Annotated in this window: 16 protein-coding genes and 1 tRNA gene; 9 read left to right on the top strand and 8 right to left on the bottom strand. The window is 49.9% G+C overall.

The genetic code is table 11. The annotated features are described in order from the left end of the window. Window positions 1–2: 2 nt before the first annotated feature. Together QYE77_RS00605 and QYE77_RS00600 are read right to left on the bottom strand one after the other, a co-directional pair. On the bottom strand, window positions 3–380 hold the full coding sequence (locus tag QYE77_RS00605) for a septum formation initiator family protein (protein ID WP_315623246.1): 378 nt from the start codon (window positions 378–380) through the stop codon (window positions 3–5). A gap of 72 nt (window positions 381–452) precedes the next feature. Beyond that, window positions 453–537: transfer RNA gene (locus tag QYE77_RS00600), tRNA-Leu, on the bottom strand. A 198-nt stretch (window positions 538–735) separates the two neighbouring features. On the opposite strand from QYE77_RS00600, the gene QYE77_RS00595 reads away from it, so the two are divergent. Further along, complete coding sequence (locus QYE77_RS00595; protein WP_315623244.1) at window positions 736–3099, top strand: GAF domain-containing protein; 2364 nt, start codon at window positions 736–738, stop codon at window positions 3097–3099. Between the two features lie 619 nt (window positions 3100–3718). On the opposite strand, the gene QYE77_RS00590 is transcribed toward QYE77_RS00595, so the two are convergent. After that, window positions 3719–3949: a hypothetical protein gene (locus tag QYE77_RS00590; protein WP_315623242.1), complete on the bottom strand. Its 231-nt coding sequence runs from the start codon at window positions 3947–3949 to the stop codon at window positions 3719–3721. Window positions 3950–4021: 72 nt separating this feature from the next. On the opposite strand from QYE77_RS00590, the gene QYE77_RS00585 reads away from it, so the two are divergent. Beyond that, window positions 4022–5050, top strand: coding sequence for an LCP family glycopolymer transferase (locus QYE77_RS00585; protein ID WP_315623240.1), 1029 nt, complete (start codon window positions 4022–4024; stop codon window positions 5048–5050). A gap of 112 nt (window positions 5051–5162) precedes the next feature. Then, a complete protein-coding gene (locus QYE77_RS00580; protein WP_315623238.1) occupies window positions 5163–6074 on the top strand; it encodes a tyrosine-type recombinase/integrase in 912 nt (303 codons plus the stop codon). Here QYE77_RS00580 and tilS read toward each other — a convergent pair. Beyond that, on the bottom strand, window positions 6062–7501 hold the full coding sequence (gene tilS / locus QYE77_RS00575) for a tRNA lysidine(34) synthetase TilS (protein ID WP_315623236.1): 1440 nt from the start codon (window positions 7499–7501) through the stop codon (window positions 6062–6064). The genes QYE77_RS00580 and tilS overlap by 13 nt on opposite strands. A 152-nt stretch (window positions 7502–7653) precedes the next feature. Here tilS and QYE77_RS00570 point away from each other — a divergent pair, with 152 nt between their 5' ends. Both QYE77_RS00570 and QYE77_RS00565 read left to right on the top strand, forming a co-directional pair. Then, entirely contained in the window at window positions 7654–8805 is a 1152-nt protein-coding gene (locus tag QYE77_RS00570; protein ID WP_315623234.1) for a response regulator, read from the top strand. Window positions 8806–8810: 5 nt separating this feature from the next. After that, the gene (locus QYE77_RS00565) at window positions 8811–9587 is read left to right on the top strand and encodes an SIR2 family NAD-dependent protein deacylase (protein WP_315623232.1); all 777 of its coding nucleotides are present in this window, start codon (window positions 8811–8813) and stop codon (window positions 9585–9587) included. Here QYE77_RS00565 and QYE77_RS00560 read toward each other — a convergent pair. Together QYE77_RS00560 and mutL are read right to left on the bottom strand one after the other, a co-directional pair. Next, entirely contained in the window at window positions 9584–10444 is an 861-nt protein-coding gene (locus tag QYE77_RS00560; protein WP_315623231.1) for a DegV family protein, read from the bottom strand. The genes QYE77_RS00565 and QYE77_RS00560 overlap by 4 nt on opposite strands. Window positions 10445–10473: 29 nt before the next feature. After that, the gene (gene mutL / locus QYE77_RS00555; protein WP_315623230.1) at window positions 10474–12240 is read right to left on the bottom strand and encodes a DNA mismatch repair endonuclease MutL; all 1767 of its coding nucleotides are present in this window, start codon (window positions 12238–12240) and stop codon (window positions 10474–10476) included. A 146-nt stretch (window positions 12241–12386) separates the two neighbouring features. On the opposite strand from mutL, the gene QYE77_RS00550 reads away from it, so the two are divergent. The 3 genes from QYE77_RS00550 to QYE77_RS00540 all read left to right on the top strand — a co-directional run bounded on the left by QYE77_RS00550 (window position 12387) and on the right by QYE77_RS00540 (window position 15737). Then, the gene (locus QYE77_RS00550) at window positions 12387–13046 is read left to right on the top strand and encodes a pyrimidine 5'-nucleotidase (protein WP_315623228.1); all 660 of its coding nucleotides are present in this window, start codon (window positions 12387–12389) and stop codon (window positions 13044–13046) included. Window positions 13047–13345: 299 nt separating this feature from the next. Further along, window positions 13346–14587, top strand: coding sequence for a S41 family peptidase (locus QYE77_RS00545; RefSeq protein WP_315623227.1), 1242 nt, complete (start codon window positions 13346–13348; stop codon window positions 14585–14587). 4 nt (window positions 14588–14591) lie between these two features. Next, a complete protein-coding gene (locus QYE77_RS00540) occupies window positions 14592–15737 on the top strand; it encodes a S1C family serine protease (RefSeq protein WP_315623225.1) in 1146 nt (381 codons plus the stop codon). Between the two features lie 17 nt (window positions 15738–15754). On the opposite strand, the gene QYE77_RS00535 is transcribed toward QYE77_RS00540, so the two are convergent. Both QYE77_RS00535 and QYE77_RS00530 read right to left on the bottom strand, forming a co-directional pair. Further along, complete coding sequence (locus tag QYE77_RS00535) at window positions 15755–15973, bottom strand: hypothetical protein (protein ID WP_315623223.1); 219 nt, start codon at window positions 15971–15973, stop codon at window positions 15755–15757. Further along, complete coding sequence (locus QYE77_RS00530) at window positions 15966–17246, bottom strand: hypothetical protein (RefSeq protein ID WP_315623221.1); 1281 nt, start codon at window positions 17244–17246, stop codon at window positions 15966–15968. The genes QYE77_RS00535 and QYE77_RS00530 overlap by 8 nt, the downstream gene beginning before the upstream one ends. 106 nt (window positions 17247–17352) lie before the next feature. Between QYE77_RS00530 and QYE77_RS00525 the strand changes: the two genes are divergently transcribed. Beyond that, a complete protein-coding gene (locus QYE77_RS00525) occupies window positions 17353–18252 on the top strand; it encodes a S1 RNA-binding domain-containing protein (protein WP_315623219.1) in 900 nt (299 codons plus the stop codon). Window positions 18253–18350: the final 98 nt, after the last annotated feature.

Below are 18350 nucleotides of genomic sequence, written 5' to 3'. Positions count from 1 at the left end.
CCTCAACGACCGAAAAATAGCGCCCACCACACTTCCCAGGGAGGCACGGGCGATGGAGTCGGGGTTGGGTTGCTGCCCGCGGACTCCGGAGCGGTACGAAGCGGGACAAGAATGATCGGATTCTCGCCGGGCTTGACCATATTGGCCTGGTTTCGTGCATAGGCTTCTACGGCGGCTTCTGAGGTTGCATATGCCTTTTGAGTCCCAAGCGCCTCAATAGTTTGTTGCAATGCGGTAACTTCTGCCTGGATCTGATCCCGTTTTTGAGTAAGGCGGTTTAGTTGAACCAAGCGTTGATTTAAGTCAACTAAGAAAAGGAAGAGAAGAACGAGAATGCCTAAAATAAGAAATTGGCGTGGTTTCCAATAAGATGATTTCATATTTTATATCATAGCCCAAAGGGGAGACCATCACAAGATAAAACAGCCCACTTTTTATGGGCTGTTTGGGAGTGCCGAAGGAGGGATTTGAACCCTCACGGGCGTAATGCCCACTACGCCCTGAACGTAGCGCGTCTGCCAGTTCCGCCACTTCGGCTCTTTGGCGTTTCCGACAAAATTTTAAGGCAGCCCCTGAAATTTGTCAACCCAAAGTTAACTGACCTTGTCTGCTTTCCCAATTACACAACCCAACTCACACCATCCTGAGCCTACCATAGTAAAATAACATTAGTCTTACAATTGGCAAAAATATTGCATCATCTTTCACCTAGAAAAAGGTCTCACTCTCAGCCCAATGAACTCGCTTAATCAGTTGCTCTCACTCATTATCACACCGCCTGGCAATCTCCTCTTCCACCTTGTTCTGGCTTTTTCCGTTCTGTTCGCCTTTCAGAGCGTTGTCTCCTGGCCACTTGAACTGATCCCTGCTGCGCGTCGGAGCCTTAACCACGGGCTAATCATCATCCTCGCCGGTCAAATTGTTCTTTTTGTTAGTGCTGCATTAGCCTGGCAAAACTTAATTCCAATTCGTTTTATCCTTCCCTCCCTAGAACGAACGGTTTTAGCCATCACGTTACTCTGGCTAGGGCGGCTTTGGCTTTTTCCATTGCCTAACCTTCGTGCAAATCGGCTCTCCTTAGCGCTCACGATACTCCTCCTGCTCCTTTTCTTGATCGAGACCTTACTCACCCAATCCTTAAAAGTATCATCGGCTTACACCATTTCCCGATTTGATCAAATTTGGACCGGCCTCATCGTTACACTTGCTGGTATGAGCCTTATTGTCGCTTTTATACGCCCCAACGACAACCCTGCAAGTGAGGGATTCGCCTTTATGGGGCTTATTCTGCTTGGAGGACTTCTTTTCTTTGCACTTGATCCACGTCAGTCAGATGCACCGGCTTATTTACGCTTGGCTCAGTTGTGCGCATTCCCGCTTTTACCCGCTCTGATCCAGCGTATCATGCGGTTAAATGCCTCCTCTTTTTCTGCTGAAACACCCAACCAAACCGCTACTCCCCCGACCTCAGCACCCAAACCCTCCATCCAAAGCATCTTTTATTGGGGTGATGTGGCTTGCAAAATCGGGAAGAACAACCTTCTCCAGGAATTGTCCCGTGCAATTGCTCACACCTTCCAAGCGGATCTTTCCCTCCTCTTGCGTCAGGACATGGAAAATCCCGGACGCTTGAGGTTAGAGGCAGGCTACGATTTAGTACGAGATGAGCCTATAGGGCAAAATTACGCTCCGGCTGCGCGCTTCCCCAAATTATCCAATGCCCTAAACCTCAAGAAACCCTTACTGATTCCAAGCGATTCCTCCTGGGATGAGGACCAAGCCCTAGCCACCCTACTTGGTTTGGAGCATATTGGCTCGATGCTCGCCGTTCCTTTCCAATTCACCGGCTCGGACAATGGATTGGTGGTTTTGCTTACCCCTTATTCTAACCACACTTGGACACCCGAGGAATTGACTCGCTTACAATTGCTGAGCCAAAAAATTACTGCCATTCTCAACCTGGACTCAGAATATCGTTATCTAAAAGATAACGCCGCCCTCATCGAACAACAGTTGCAAGCGCTCCAAGATAAATTGGATCGCCTTCAGAAGGAAAACGAAGCCCTTCGTAAATCTTTTGATGTGACACAGGCTTCTTTAGCCGTTCCCGCAAATGACTTAGAGGTGCTTCTTAATTTACAACGTACATCTCAAGACACCATTGAAGCCCTCCAAGCCGAAAATCGCGCGCTCAAAGAAATGCTTGCCGAGAGCCAGCAAAAAGTCCCTTCTAGCATTGAAATTGAGCACCTCGAAAACGAGCTCCGCTCTACGCTCGAAGAAGTTGCCCGCCTGCAAAACGCTCTGGCAGAAGCCAACATTCAAATCCTTAAACTCCAGCAAAGCGCCAAACAACCTTATGGATTGCCTTCTGCACAGCAAGAAGTACTGATCTCTTTGATCCAAGAAATGCGACAACCGCTTTCTTCTATTCTTGGCTATGTGGATCTCCTGATGGGAGAAACTATTGGTATCTTAAGCGCTCTTCAACGCAAATTTCTTGAGCGCACCCGCGTCGCCACAATTAAAAGTCGGGATTTACTCGAACAACTCCTAGAGGTTATTTCCTCCCTTACTCAACACTCTATTGAAGTTATGAGTGCAACAACTGAAGTTGGCCCGATCATTGATCAAGTCCTTAATGACCTTGCGCCCCAATTCCAGCAATATGAAATCAGTATTCGCCTGGATCTCCCATCAGAATTACCCAAAGTACGTCTAAACCCGGATAACCTTTATCAGATCCTTATTCAACTTTTACAACAAATAACAAAGAATATGTCCGCTGAAAGTGAGCTCACTGTGCGTGCCCTAACTGATATGGGATCTAATGCATCACCCTTCCTTGTTTTCCAGATTTCAATTGCTTCCTGGGAAAATGAAAAGAACTTATCGCGTCGGATATTGTATGGCATCTCTTCCATTGAGGAACCACAGGCGCAAATCGGTAAAGAAGAACTAAATCTTGGTCTCGTCAAAGCCCTCATTGAAGCCAACGGTGGCAGAGTGTATGTTGACAACGATACGTTTACCCATGCCACAGTTGTAAATATCCTTTTACCTGTTGCAACAACTTATACGGCAGATAAGATCTCATGAGAAAATGGTCAATGCTTTGGCCGGGACTGGGATGGGGTATCCTTTCCACGCTCCTCGTGATTGGGGCATTCTTCCTCGCGAGTAGCGATTTGAAAACAACTATTTCAAACCCACCTACTGTATTACCAACCCCCAATTTGACCCCAATCCTCCTCCCCATTGGCACGAATCTCCCGATTGCCACGACTACCGACACCCCATACACCGAGCTAACTTGCCCCATTCCAGGCAATTGGGTGCCGCACTTAGTACAACCCGGAGAAACGCTGCAGGACCTCGCCCTTCAAGCAGGGATCTCCATTGAGCAACTAACAACGAGTAATTGCCTGATCAGCCAAAGTCTTCTGCCAGGCACCGTTCTATACCTACCTCCTCCTATGATTACGCCCTCAGCCTCAAACCTGATTAGTGCAACTACTACGGAATGCACGGCGCCTCCTGGCTGGATTTTTTACCGGGTTCAGCGTGGAGACACCTTAACGCGCATAAGTGGGTTATATGGAATCAGTGTATGGTGGCTAAAACAAGCCAATTGCCTAGAAACCGATGTAATTATTACCGGTCAATACTTGCGAGTACCCAACGTTGCCACACGTACGTTCACACCGACAACGTCGCCTCAACCCGAGGTCACATTCCCAAGCAGCACCCCCATGCCCCCTACAGCGACTTTTACCGTAGTAATACCAACGGCTACTCTGACCCCATCCTCTTCGCCGGTCCCAACAGAATCGCTCACACCCACCCCAACAGCATCTATTACCCCTTCATCTACTTCTACAGAGACACCTACATCTACTCCTACAGAGACACCTACTCCAACAGAAACCACGATGGTAATTGGTGGCACCGAATGGGGTGAAACTTTTAAGTTGCCACAAACGTCTTATAATAAACCCAACCACCTATAAGCGTTCAGATTATGAAAAGACTCTTGCTACTTCTCGCCCTACCTTTGATAATTTTCACATTAATTTTGGCTTGTAATTTGCCCGCCCAAATTACCGGTCAAAGTGGTGCGATTCCTATTGCACAGCAATGGGTTACGGTTGCTCCTGATGCCACAGCCACCCCGACCCCATTCCTTCCCCAAACCATTACCCCCGAAGTAATGAACACGCCGGAGTTATCCCAACCCACCCAAGAGCCGACCGCAACGAGCATTCCCTGGGAGATTACCCCCGCCGAAGGACAGGTCAATATTCTTGTGTTAGGCTCAGATTGGCGCCCTGGAGCCGGATACCGCACTGACGTTATTCTTCTAGTCTCGCTCAACCCTAAATTAGGAACGGCCAGCCTGGTCTCGTTCCCCCGTGATCTCTATGTGGATATTCCGGGACGAGGTAAAAACCGCATCAACACCGCCCACCCAGCTGGTGGGTTCCCGCTGACCGTAGCTACTTTCCAGCAGAACTTTGGGATCACGATTGACTATTACATACTCACCAATTTTCAGGGGTTTGTAAACATCGTTGATAGTTTAGGTGGCATTGATGTCTACGCCGCCAAGAATCTCACGGATCAGTGCAAACTTCCTCAGGCTCAAAACGGCTATTGTTCCGTTGGTCCGGGTTTGATTCACATGGACGGACAAACTGCCCTGTGGTATGTCCGTTCGCGTTATAGCACCAGTGACTTTGACCGCACACGTCGCGAGCAGGAAGTCCTAATTGCATTGTTCAATAAGTTGATGAGCCTAAATGCGATTGCCCGTGCCCCAGAACTCTACGAATATTACCGCTCAAGTGTAGAGACCAATCTTCCTCTTGATGTCGCCCTCTCATTAGCGCCCCTCGCTCCTCAATTGCTGGCCGACCCCTCCCGCATCCAGCGTTACACCATCGGTCCTGGCCTTGTTACGCCAACCACAACCGAAAGTGGCGCCTATGTACTTATTCCTAATGTCGAAGCTATCCGCGAAATATTACGCCAAGCCCTGAACGCTCAATAACCCTATCACCTAAACAAAAAAATTGACCAGACCCTCATTTTCGGAAGGTCTGGTCAATTTTGTCAAAGACTCCTATAATTAATTCACCTATGCGAAAACCTGGAGACCTTTCATGAATGAACATTTTGAAATCCCTCCTCACATCACGGCTCAGACCCCTATAATCCCGATTATCCGTGCTTGGGAAATATATCTTCAGGATCAGGGTAAATCCCCATACACGATCAAATCTTTTATCAGTGACCTCTCATTGCTAGCAAGTTATCTTCCTCCGGATCGCGCAGTTGGGGAAGTCACCACCCGGGAATTAAACAATTTCTTAAGTTGGTTACAATACGGGCGCGGTGTCCCTTGCAGCCCGAAAAGCCTTGCCCGCCGGATCACCGCCATCAAGGCCTTTTTCCGCTGGCTCTATCAAAATGGGCGAATTGCTACCGACCCGGCTGAAAAAGTCATCCAATATTCTGCCATTAGCCCCCTACCCCAAGTACTTACCCTCGAGGAAGAGCAAAAGATTTTGGAGGTTGCCGAGTCTTACCGGCACGCCCGCAAACCTGATGCACGTCCTTTTACCCTGGTGAGTTTGCTCCTCCAAACCGGTATTAAGAAAGGGGAATGCCTCAATATTCATCTAAATCACATTGATACCTCTAATCCTGAGGCTCCTTTCCTCTTCGTCCGCTATAGCCATCCTCGTAACCGCTATAAAGAACGCAAACTCTCTCTCACCCCGAGCTGGATTGAGGCCTATCACGAATATCTGGAACAATACCAACCCAGAGAAACATTATTTCCTTGGTCTGCGCGGCGCTTGGAGTACTTGCTTGAAGACCTAGGTGAAGAGGCCGGTCTTACCAAGCACCTTTCTTTCGACATGTGTCGCTGGACATGTGCGCTTCGAGACTGGCTTTCAGGCATGGATCGTGAGCAGATTCGCCAAAAATTAGGGGTCTCAAAGATTCAATGGCGGGAAATCGGAATGAAGTTACAGCGGTTGGCAAATGAAGTTACTCAACAGCAATGATCACTAGAAGACTTGTTCTGACGATACATTCTCAATTTCAACACTTCACGGGTGAACGGTGTAAGCCGATGGGGATGAGCAATGCGGAAACCCGGAACCCATACCAGCGAATCTCCTGAGAAGACGAGCGGCCAACGATCGCGCACCCAGCGTGGCAAATGAACGTTAACCATAAAATCCGAGAGGCGCATCGGCCCTGACATGCCATATGGCCAAAAGCGATCACCTGGTTTTCTTGTCCTTAATAGAAGCGGTGGGCGTAGAGTGGCATAGTCTAGATAGGCTGTAAAAGGGTCTTGTCCACCTGATACAGTGATTTCCTGGGATTGAGCCAAAGAGGTCTCCAAGATCCATCCTTCATTTAGAATTAAACTCCCTGGGACATCAATCTCGATTAATGCCCCAGGTGAAACTAATGGCCACTGAGGTATGACCGGCCAGTTTCCACGCGGAAAGAAATAAATCAAAGAATGGTCAAGAACTACCTGAACGCCACCTTCCATTTCAACCTGCCCTGGCTGTCCATCTTGAATAAACCGCATCACCCGAGTAATCGAAACGAAATTACTCCCATATAGGTCGCGTGAGAACCGACCAGCCGCTTCTTTAATTAGATTGGCCCGCACGCCTTCAGCCTCGGCACAAAACTCAGCCCGTTTGAAAGTTAAATAATCCGGCCTTTCTTCCCCCAGGCACCGCTGCCAGGCATTTTGTACCACGTGATCTACAATTTGATAATCAGCCTGCAAACTGAAAGACATCTGCCACAAATGACGCCGAATTTGGGGATTATAGGTGTCTAAGATCGGAAGAAGTTCATGACGTACCCGATTGCGCAGGAACCGTGGATCACGATTCGTTGTATCCTGACGAAAGGCAATCTTGTTTTGTGCCAGATACACCTCGATATCCCTCCGCCACACCCCCAAAAGTGGACGTACAAGCGGGATACTGGCTGAAAATTCTGCTATGATCATGCGGAAACGCATACCACATAGTCCCTTAAGCCCGCTTCCTCGCAAAAGGTGTAACAGAACGGTTTCCACCTGATCATCCGCGGTATGCCCAACCGCCACTGCCTGGCACTTATTTGCCTCCGCTGCCTCGAAGAGAAAGTGATACCGCATTTGTCGAGCAGCGGCCTCGAGTGAAAGTCCGGATTGCTTCGCATACGTTTCAACGTCACCCTGCCCTAGAATGAAGCGACAATTAAGACGACTTGCCTGTTCCTTCACCCACTCGGCATCTGCCCGGGAATCTGGACGCAAGCCATGATCAAAGTGAGCAATCACAACCGGAAACCCCAATTCTAGCAAGCGATGCCACAAAAAGACACTGTCTGGACCTCCTGAAACGCCTACTAAAATTGGCGAATTTTTATTCAGCCCACAAATCTCACACAGTAAGGACTCGTCTACTAACCGCATCCTTTGTCCTCTCTCCTAAAAGTGGATTATAAATCCTTCTTACCGACCTCATGTTTCGGCTGGTGTTGAGTTTTACAAAGCCTTCGGACTTGTCTCGCTTTTAAGATTATGCTAGACTGCAAGGGAACGATGAATCTGGGAGTGACTTCCACATGGCAGAAAAAATCTTAGTCATTGATGATGATCTGGAAACCTTACGGCTGGTTGGGTTGATGCTGCAAAAGCAAGGTTATCATATTCTCACCGCCGCCTCAGGAGAAGAAGGGATACAGGTTGCCTTGCGCGAACAACCTGATCTTATTCTTCTTGACGTGATGATGCCAGGCCTGGATGGCTTTGAAGTTACTCGCCGACTGCGTCAAAATCCGGAAACCAGTTCAATTCCCATCCTAATCTTCACCGCAAAATCTCAAGTAGAAGACAAGGTTGAGGGTTACGAGGCGGGCGCCGATGATTATCTCACTAAACCGATTCACCCGGCCGAGTTGATTGCTCATATCAAAGCCCTACTCGGGCGAAGTCGGGCCCGCCGGGAAGCCGCTCTACCCCGAGGATACGTCCTTGGCCTTACCGCGGCTAAGGGGGGTATAGGACTTTCAACCCTAGCCCTAAATCTGGGGTTGGCATGCTACCAACGTAGTAAAAGTGAAGTCGTACTGGCTGAACTTCGCCTTGGCGAAGGAATATGGGCTGAAATGCTAAGTCTCCATGATGATCAAGCCCTGAAAGCACTGCTCAGTCTTCCTCTTCACGAAATCACGCGTGCTACGGTGGATAATCAACTCCTGCGCACAACATTGGGGGTGCGATTATTATTGTCCCCACGCCAGGTAGAAGGTTACACCCCTCTCTTCTCCGGAATGGGCGAAAAATTGGTTGCCATTACTCGTCACCTGGCCACATTAGCATCACTGATCATCCTAGATATTGGTACCCCGTTTCTCCCCGGTTATATAGATATCCTCAACCAATGTGACGAGGTCATGGTCGTTACCGAATCTCAACCTTTTACCCTAAGACTCACCCGCCGTTTGATCACCGATCTTGAAAGATATGGCTTTGGAAAATCTAAAATCATGTCTATTGTGCTCAATAACCGCATGCGGGCTGATCTTCAATACACAATCACTCAAGTACAGGACACTCTGGAACACGCTGTGAGTGCAACGATATCCCCGGTACCTGAACTAGCCTATCATGCGGCTTTGCGCTCAGTGCCTCTTTTACACATACAACCTGAAGGGCTTTACGCCCAACAAATTATGCAGCTGGCATCCCAGTATGTTGAACGCACACGGGTCTAACCGTTATGTCTGACCCACAACTGGAAAAATCCATCCATACGTTAGCCGAATGGATACGCAACGGACGCCATGTGGTGGCTCTAACCGGTGCCGGTATCTCCACCCCCTCCGGAATCCCCGATTTCCGTTCCCCTCAAACCGGCCTTTGGAAACGTGACAATCCTTTAGAGGTCGCCTCCTGGCGCGCATTTCGCCATCACCCCCACCGTTTTTTTGAGTGGCTGCGACCACTTGCCGAAAAATCATGGTACGCCCAACCAAACGCGGCTCACAAAGCGCTGGCTGAACTTCAGAAAGCAGGCTACTTAAAAGCCATTATCACCCAGAATATTGATAATCTGCATCAGCGCGCCGGCGCTACTCAAGTCATTGAACTTCATGGCTCATTACGCACCCTCTCGTGCCTGAACTGCCAACGCCAGTATAAAGCGGAGAATTTCATTGAACCCTTTCTCACGCAAGGTATTCCACCTCGCTGTCCCAATTGTCGCGCTTTTCTTAAGCCCAATATTGTGCTCTTTGAAGAGATGCTTCCTGTCGAAGCCTGGGAAGAGGCACAACAACATTGTGAAAACGCCGATCTTTTACTGGTGATCGGCAGCTCACTTGAAGTAATCCCCGCTGCTCAACTGCCAATCTTTACCCTCGAGAAGGGCGGTAAGGTGGCGATTATTACTCTCTCCCCCACCTATCTGGATCACGAAGCGACCCTCGTCCTTCACCGTGATGTTCTGGAAGTCATTCCACCAATCGCAACTCTCATATTGGGTAACTCTGTCTAAGCCAAATCCTCGAATATCTCCATAGGCGCTACTCCAACCCCCACAATGCCTTCCCCCCCATGAGCACCTAGCACCGGCCCAATCGTAGCCGGTGGTAAGAAGTGACACTTAAACAACGACTTGAGGCGTTCGGTCAGAATTGTCACACCTTCCAAATTTTGGCTATGCGCAATTTGAATTCTCAAGGGGCTTCCGGGAGAAAATCGCTTGGCAATGTAGTCGGCTTGCGCCAAGATCGCTCGCCGCAGTGAAAATTCCTTACCCAATTCGATAATAGTCCCCGCTTTCAAATCAAACGCCATGATAGGTTTAATATTCATTAGAGAACCTACTAATCCCTTGAGGTGCCCTACCCTGCCTCCTGCAACAATATACTTGAGCGTTGGTAGCATAAAGATACCGAACATTTTGTCTCGGATTCGGTTCAATAGTTGAAGAATACGCTCCAATGACCAACCAGCCTGAACTGCTTTGGCTGCCATCTCTGCACACCACCCCACAATGACCGAAACGCCACCGGTATCAAAAAAAGTGACCCTCGCTTCAGGCACCATCGCGGCAGCCGTGCGGGCCGCGCTGAGCGTACCACTGAGTGCAGAGGATAAATGAATTGAAAGGATCTCCGGATCTTGTTTTGCCAGTTCACGGTAAACCGAAACAAACTCACCCACCGAGGGTTGAGATGTTCGAGGCATTTCTCCCCCACGCAAACGAAGATAAAAATTCTCATGGCTGATATCCACACCACTCCGATAGGTGGTTTCCCCAAATATCACATATAACGGCACCACATGAATTTTCAATCCCTCTAATTGCTCGGGGGCAAAATCTGCAGCGCTGTCTGTGACTACCAGCATAGATCTCCGATACTCCTCTTTGGCATTGGTTAACGACTTCCCCGTCGTCCGAACTGACGTTCCAACACTTCCACAGAGAGATGGATCATCGTGGGCCGCCCATGTGGGCAAGTCCGTGGTGATTCGCACGCCTCCAAATCTCTCAGTAAGGCTTCCTGTTCCTCACGCGAGAGCACTTGTCCGCCTTTGACCGCGGCCCGTTTGCAAATCCGTGCAATCAGTCTTGCTTCCGTTTCTTTTTCTAACAGGGATTCGTCTTCCTCAAAGGAATCCAAGAGGGACTGCAATATCACAACCGGATCACTATTTCTTAAAATAGCCGGAACAGATCGTATCAAGAAGGTATCCCCTCCAAAAGGCTCGACCTCAAAACCCCATTGTCGCAACATCGGTACATAGTGTTGAAATTCATCTACTCTAACCCCCGGTACCCGAATGGGTTGCGGATTCAATAAAGGCTGAACCGCCAACCCCTGTTCTCGTTCACGCCACATTCGCTCAAACAGCACCCGTTCGTGGGCAGCATGCTGATCAATCAGATAGAGCCCATCTGGACCTTCGGCTACCAAATACGTTGCCCCTACTTGTCCAACTAAACGTAGCAAAGGAATGCGAGACTCAGGTAATAGGGTCTGTTTGAGTGGCGGAGATGCGGGGAACGAAGTATTAGGTTCCGAGGGTGAAGGAACTTCTTGAGCGTTGTTTGGTGCAGTTCCACCTTTCAGATCAGCAGCCATTTGCCAGGCAGGATCTATCATCTGATGAGACGTTCCTGACGACCAAACGGAAGGTGCAATATGGATGCCGACAGGCTGAGCGAGCAATGCCCGCCGCACTGCACGCTGAACGGCTGAAAAGACTCGTTCGGGCTGACGAAATCGTACCTCGGCTTTAGTTGGATGAACGTTGACGTCCACCGTCTCAGGATCCAACCAGATGAACAACATCGAGATAGGGTAGCGTCCCACCATCAGCATGGTATGATAGGCTTGAAGTAACGCAGAGGTAAGCGCAACATCTTGAATCCACCGTCCATTGACAAAAAAGGTGATATCTCTGCGATTAGAACGGGTAAGCGCGATCGGGCTGGTGAACCCCTGGATGGATAAATCAGGCTCTTCTAATATGACCTCGAGCATCTGGCGCGCCACATCTACCCCATAATACGTGGCTAAAATTTCGCGCCGATCCCCGTGCCCATAAGTCTGTAAAAATACTTTGCCATCGTGGACTAAACGAAACCGCACCTCGGGGTAAGCAACGGCATATCGGCTGATCAGTGCGTTGATCAAATTCCGTTCCGTTGAATCCTGTTTGAGGAACTTAAGCCGCGCCGGAACGTTATAGAACAAATCCTCCACCCGCACAACCGTTCCTGGTGGCACACCCGCTGGCTCATAGGTTTCAACTTTCCCCCCTTGCACAACAATTTTTCCACCATGTTCGGCATGAGGGGGGCAAGAGATCAACGTCAACCGCGAGACGGCTGCAATGGAAGCCAAAGCCTCCCCGCGAAATCCAAGGGTGCGAATATTGAACAAATCTTCTGCTGTTTTCAATTTGCTGGTCGCAAAGCGCGCAATAGCCAGGGGCAACTCTTCGTAAGAAATGCCACATCCATTATCCGCAACCTCGATTAGGCGCTTCCCCGCCTCGCCGGTTTCAATGATGATCTCGGTTGCCTTTGCGTCTAGGGCGTTTTCAACCAATTCCTTAATGACCGAAACCGGTCGTTCAACAACTTCACCCGCCGCAATTTTTGCGGCCACCTCTTCAGACAAAACTTGTATCGGCATCGTTCACCTGGACTACCAATGATCACCGGGTTGATCTAATTATATCTATGAAATTCTCCCTTCCCCATCAAGAGAAAACACAAGGTATCCTCCAAATAAAAGTTTACCTCTTCTCATCCCTTCACAAACTCGTTATACTGCAAAGCATGAAGCCAAGAATTTTGATTTTCGATCTTGATGACACGTTATATCCGGCTTCCTCAGGGGTATGGGAAGCCATTGGCAAACGAATTGATCTGTTCATTCACCAAAAACTAGCGCTTCCCTACGAAGACGTTGAACCCTTTAGGAAGACTTTATTCCGCACCTATGGGACAACGCTGCGCGGCCTTTATCTGCAATATCACATAGATTCAGCCGAATATTTAGCATTTGTCCATGACATTCCTCTGGAACACTATCTCCAACCCAATCCCGAATTAAGAACGTTGCTCAAAGTGCTGCCTTACTCTAAAGTCATCTTCACTAATTCCGATAAAAATCACGCCAACCGTGTCCTGCAAAGGTTGGATCTGGAGGGTTGCTTTACCCAAATCATTGACATTTGGGATATGTTACCCTCTTGCAAGCCGTTTCCGGAAGCCTTTCAGACCCTATTGCAAAAACTTCACAATCCCGACCCTAGCGCTTGTCTTTTCATTGACGATTTGCCTGCAAACCTGCATACTGCGCGGCGCTTAGGTTTCTGGACCGTCCATGTGAGCGAAAACGGTCACCCTCACCAAGGCCATTTTCATATTCGACGTATTGAAGACCTCCCTTATGTGCTCGCTCAAGGAAGTTTGTTTGAAGATGAGTGGGAATAAAAGATGAACAATGACTCGCCTGGGGCCTGGTTGATCATCCTTTTACTCTGCGCGTTCACACTGGCTACAAACCTTACCTTGGTTTCTTTGTGGCGACAGCGCCATAATCCTCCGCACCACGGCAGACCCAGGGTACACTCCAGGTTTTCCTTAGGTGAGCTTCGCCACAATGAGGAGGCGGAGTGGGAACAACTTGCGCAGGCTGTACGTAAACTGCCACTTGCAGATACCACATCACCTTCACACCATCACGAGGTAAATTCTCAACTATAAAAAACCTGATTATTGGAGCACATCTCATGTCTTCCAAACCGGTACGCATCGCCTTACTTGTACTACTCGCCCTAAGTTTTTCTCTAGGATGTTTCGGTTCTGGTTTGGTTGTAGGTTTGAGGGCACCGGCGACCACTTCGGCCTTCATAAATCGTGTTTTAGAGCAACTCCCACTAATCCCCACCCCCGCAGCCACTCCTGGTACTTCCTTGGAAACGCTATTTAAACCATTTTGGCAAGCGTGGGATCTGGTTCACGAGCAGTACGTTGATCAGCCCGTTGACGACGAAGCCCTCATGCGTGGCGCGATCCGCGGCATGCTCGAAGCCCTCAACGATCCTCATACCGGTTACATGGATCCCTTTGAATTCCAGCAAGCCAATGCACCACTAGAAGGAGAATATGAAGGGATAGGGGCGTGGGTAGATACCAGTGGTGAGTTTTTAACGATTATCAGCCCCATGCCCGATTCACCAGCCGAAAAAGCGGGACTCAAAGCCGGAGATAAAATCATTGCCGTTGATGGCGAAGATATGACCGGCGTTGACCCAAGCCTGGTTCTACGCCGAGTTCTAGGCCCAGCCGGCTCAACAGTTACCCTCACTATTCAACGCGAGGGGGAGCCATCGCCATTTGAAGTGCGAATTGTGCGCCAGAAGATTACTATTCCCTCTGTGGAAGGCAAAATGCTGGATCAGCACATTGCCTATGTCCGTCTCTTTACCTTCGGTGAAAAAACCGCCTCTGATCTCAGGCGCACCCTGACCGATTTGTTGGATCAGAAACCAGTAGGAATCATTCTGGATCTAAGAAATAACGGCGGTGGTTACCTGAACGCAGCCATAGACGTCAGTTCAGAATTCATTAAAGATGGGGTGATCATGTATGAGGTTTACGGGGATGGGCGAAAAATCTCCTATCGCGCCAAAGGAAATGGTATTGCCACAGATATTCCCCTGGTGGTAGTGGTAAATGAAGGAACGGCATCGGCCTCTGAAATTACCGCCGGAGCAATCCAGGATTATCAACAAGGAAAATTAGTCGGAACAAAAACGTTCGGTAAAGGCTCAGTGCAATCATGGACTCCTCTGGTCAATAATGAGGGTGCAGTCCGCATTACGATTGCTCGCTGGTTAACTCCTCAGGAACGCCAGATTAACGGCGTTGGGCTCACTCCGGATGTCGAGGTGCCCCTAACCGAAGAGGATCTCAAAGCCGGGCGAGACCCACAACTTGATCGGGCTATTCAATTGTTGCTCCAGGAATAAAGCGATGAAGCGTCCGTTTTCCCTTCTGCTCTTGATTGGAATGCTCCTATTGGCCACCTTGTGTGGAGCGATCGGGGGTGGGCTGACAGCTTATTATCTGCTTCAAAATCAAAAGACAACCTCGATGCCGCCCCTCACAATAACCTCGCCCGTTCCAACAACCGAAGCCACACCTGTTGCGCATCTTTTCGTTCAAACTACCCAGATTGAAACCACCATCACCCAGGTAGTAGAAAAAGTCAGCCCTGCCGTGGTAACCGTGGTCGCAAAGATGCCTGATCAGATGGGATTCTTCGGGGTCATTCCTGGCGGAACCTCTAGTGGTAGTGGTTTTATTATCTCCCGCGAAGGATACGTTATTACCAACAACCACGTTGTTGAAGGCGCCGAGTCGGTAAAGGTGCTTTTGCTTTCAGGAGAAGAGCGCCCTGCCCAGGTGGTCGGAACGGATCGCTTTTCCGATTTAGCGGTTTTGAAGATAGAAGGTGATGTACCCGCCATAGTCACATTGGGCAACTCAGATGCCCTGCGCCCCGGCGAAACCGTCATCGCGATTGGATCACCTTTGGGGGATTTTAAAAATTCGGTCACTGTCGGTGTAATCAGCGCCACCGGACGTACCATTGACACGGGTGAGGGGTATTATTTGGAAGGTTTACTCCAAACCGATGCGGCTATCAATCAAGGTAACTCGGGTGGGCCTTTGGTCAACCTGGCAGGAGAAGTTGTTGGGGTAAACACGCTTATTGTACGCACCTCAAGCACCGGTGTCACTGTAGAGGGTTTGGGATTCGCCATCCCCTCAAACACGGTTCATGCCGTGGCCACACAAATTATCGAAAAGGGTTATGTGTCGCGCCCATACCTTGGAGTACGCTGGCAACCCATCAATCCCACTTTGGCCCAACAGTACAATTTGCCTGTAGAGTGGGGAATCTATGTGGCTGAAGTAATCGAGGGGAGTCCCGCAGAGGCTGCTGGCATCCGCCCCGGTGACATTATTACCCGTATTGGGAATTTACCCATTGATGCCAATCATCCCTTCATCAATGTGCTATTCAATTTCAAACCGGGCGACGAAGTGACCGTTGAGTTGGTTCGGCGCTCGCGCGTTCTTCAGGTCACACTCACATTAGGGGAATCGCGCTAATCTAAAATTACCTAATTTTAGATATTGTGCCAAATTTCACTCTCTGGCGATCGTGTCAAGCCAAAAGATAATGTTACCGAACGGCTATTGTTCTGCCAAAAGATAATGTTACCCAAGCGGCCACTCCTTTCAGGGAAGGTGGGATGGAAAAGCTGAATGTCAAAGAACAATCTGGCCAGTTGGCCTTCGGGGGTGCCACACAAGCGCTGATAGCCAACGACCAGCCGATCAGACATGTGAATGCTCTGGCTGTTGTAAGGTCAGGCGGACATCCTCCACCTGACCCTCTGGAGCACAGGGCAGGTGGGCGAGGCGGTCAACCAGCGCCTGGATCTCTTCACGCAAGCGCATGGGATTGGTTTGCTCACGCAGGGCCAGGCAGGCCGCCTGTTTCTCCGGGGAGAGTGCACCGGCCTGGATGAGCCGTTCGAGAGGCGGGATGGCAGGAGCGTACATGCGTTTGACTTTGGCAGGCGTTTGTTCGGAGCGGATGCGTTTTTCTTGCAGGCGCAGGACGGGCTGGAAGAAGTTATGGTATAGCCAGAGTTTGTCATAGAGTTGGTTGAGCAAATGGGTCTGTTCCACCGTGTCCAGCCGACCATAGCCGACATAGGCGCGCACCAGCGAGAAGTTGTTTTCTTCCACAAAGCGATTGTCGTTCTTGTGAAAGGGACGGCTGCGCGAAACGTCTGCTTTCACTCTGTCCTTCCAGTACCGCAGGAGATGGGCGTTCAGGAACTCGCTGCCGTTATCCGGGTGCAATTCGCGGATTGCGAAGGGTAAACGCTGGCGAATGCGCTCAAAGCCGTCCTGCATGACCAGCCAGGAGCGTCCCAGCACTGCCACACACTCACTCCAGCCACTGGCCACGTCCACCAGTTGCAGGGTGTGGACGTATTGTCCCTGGGAGCTTAAGCCGCAGTGGTGCACCAGGTCGACTTCCAGGTGCCCGGGCTGACGTTCCTCCCAGGCAATGCGCCGCATCGGGATGAACGACTTCACGCTGGAAGTCGGGGCCGGGCGTCCCACCCGATGCGCCAGGCGCTGGGCAGCCCGTTGCGAAGCCGGCAAGCGCCGCCGCACACTGGAAATGCTGATCTTTCCCAGCAATTCCAGCGTTGTCTCGCTCAGGAGCAATTCACCGTGCGCTTGCAAGTGCCTGGCCATCCAGACCAGGTTCGGTTGCAGACGTTCGGCACAGGGATAATCCAGACTGCGAGCGATCACCGCAATCGCCGCATCTACCTCCGGCCCATACCTCTTGCCGCGCTCCCGCTTACGCCGCTTGCGTCCTAGCTCCCCATTCAGCAAACGGATCAGCGATTTGCGGTGCAGCCCGGTCACGGCCTGGGCTTCATCCAGCAGACGGCTGCGCTCTTTGCGCCCTTCCGCCCGCCAGTACCGCAGCCGTATCTTGTGTAAGTACTTGCGACGCTCATCTACGGTCATTGGATCGGTTTCGGCCATCTCGTTCACTCCGGTAACATTTTCTTTTGAGTGAACGATCATACCTCGGTAACATTTTATTTGATAGAACGCGGCGATTTGACAGTTGGTACCAGCGGGGGTATAATCCCCTTTCGCTGATTGAGATTGGAAACGGGAGTGTGATCTAATGGAAAATATGGTTATCGCGGAGGCGAACCACATCGAAATCAAACCAAAAATGAAATTTACCGGTAAGGTGATCAAATTAAACCTCGCTGGTGCTGTTATAGATTTAGGTGTGGCCAAAGGGGTCTTACACATCTCACAGATCCCCTCTCCCACGCCTGGTCAGCCCATAAAGCATATTCGCGAAGTGCTCCAAGAGGGGCAAACCCTAGATGTTTGGGTGCGCCGGGTCAAAGGGGACCGCATAGAACTTACCCTTAAGAAACCCCTTGACCTTGAATGGAAGGATATAAAGCCCGACATGGTGGTTAAGGGCAAAGTGGTTCGTATTGAACCCTTTGGCGCATTTGTAGATATCGGTGCCGAGCGTCCGGGGCTAATCCACATTAGTGAACTCTCCCATGGCTATGTTAAAACCCCTACTGAAGTTGTTCAGGAAGGGGATGAGGTCGAGGTCAAAATCATTGAAGTGATTCGCAAAAAGAAACAAATTAAATTAAGTCTGAAGGCCCTTCAACCCGAGCCAATTCAGGAACCACGCCCTCAGCCAGCCGAAGAAAAGAAACACACTCCCGTAGAAAAGAGAGAGCCACAAACCCACGAGCCAGCAGCCAGCAAAGAAAAATCGCGTGAAAAAGGGCGCGAAAAACGGCGCAAGCGAGCGCGAGGAAGCACAGATGAAAACATCTTCAATTTGGATGAACTGATCAGTACGGTAGAGGAATCGCAACCAACTGAGGCCGAGCCCACCGTGATGGAATTGGCATTACGAGAGGCCATGGAGCGCGCCAAACAACGAAAAGAAGCCGCAAAAGCCAAAAAGGCTAAAACCTTGTCTGCCGAACAAGAAGCTATCCTCAGCCGTACACTTGAACATCGTTCTAACATCAGCCAATCCTAAGCAAAGATACGGTAAAAAGGGCGGGATTTGTCCCGCCTTTTTTGCTTAATTCACAAAAAATTCGCTCCTTAAAAAAGCCGGCCATCTCTTTTTTGTTG

The organism is Thermanaerothrix solaris (assembly GCF_032334255.1).
Taxonomy (GTDB): Bacteria; Chloroflexota; Anaerolineae; order Anaerolineales; family Anaerolineaceae; genus Thermanaerothrix; species Thermanaerothrix solaris.
This window is presented reverse-complemented; position numbering and strand designations above follow the sequence as displayed.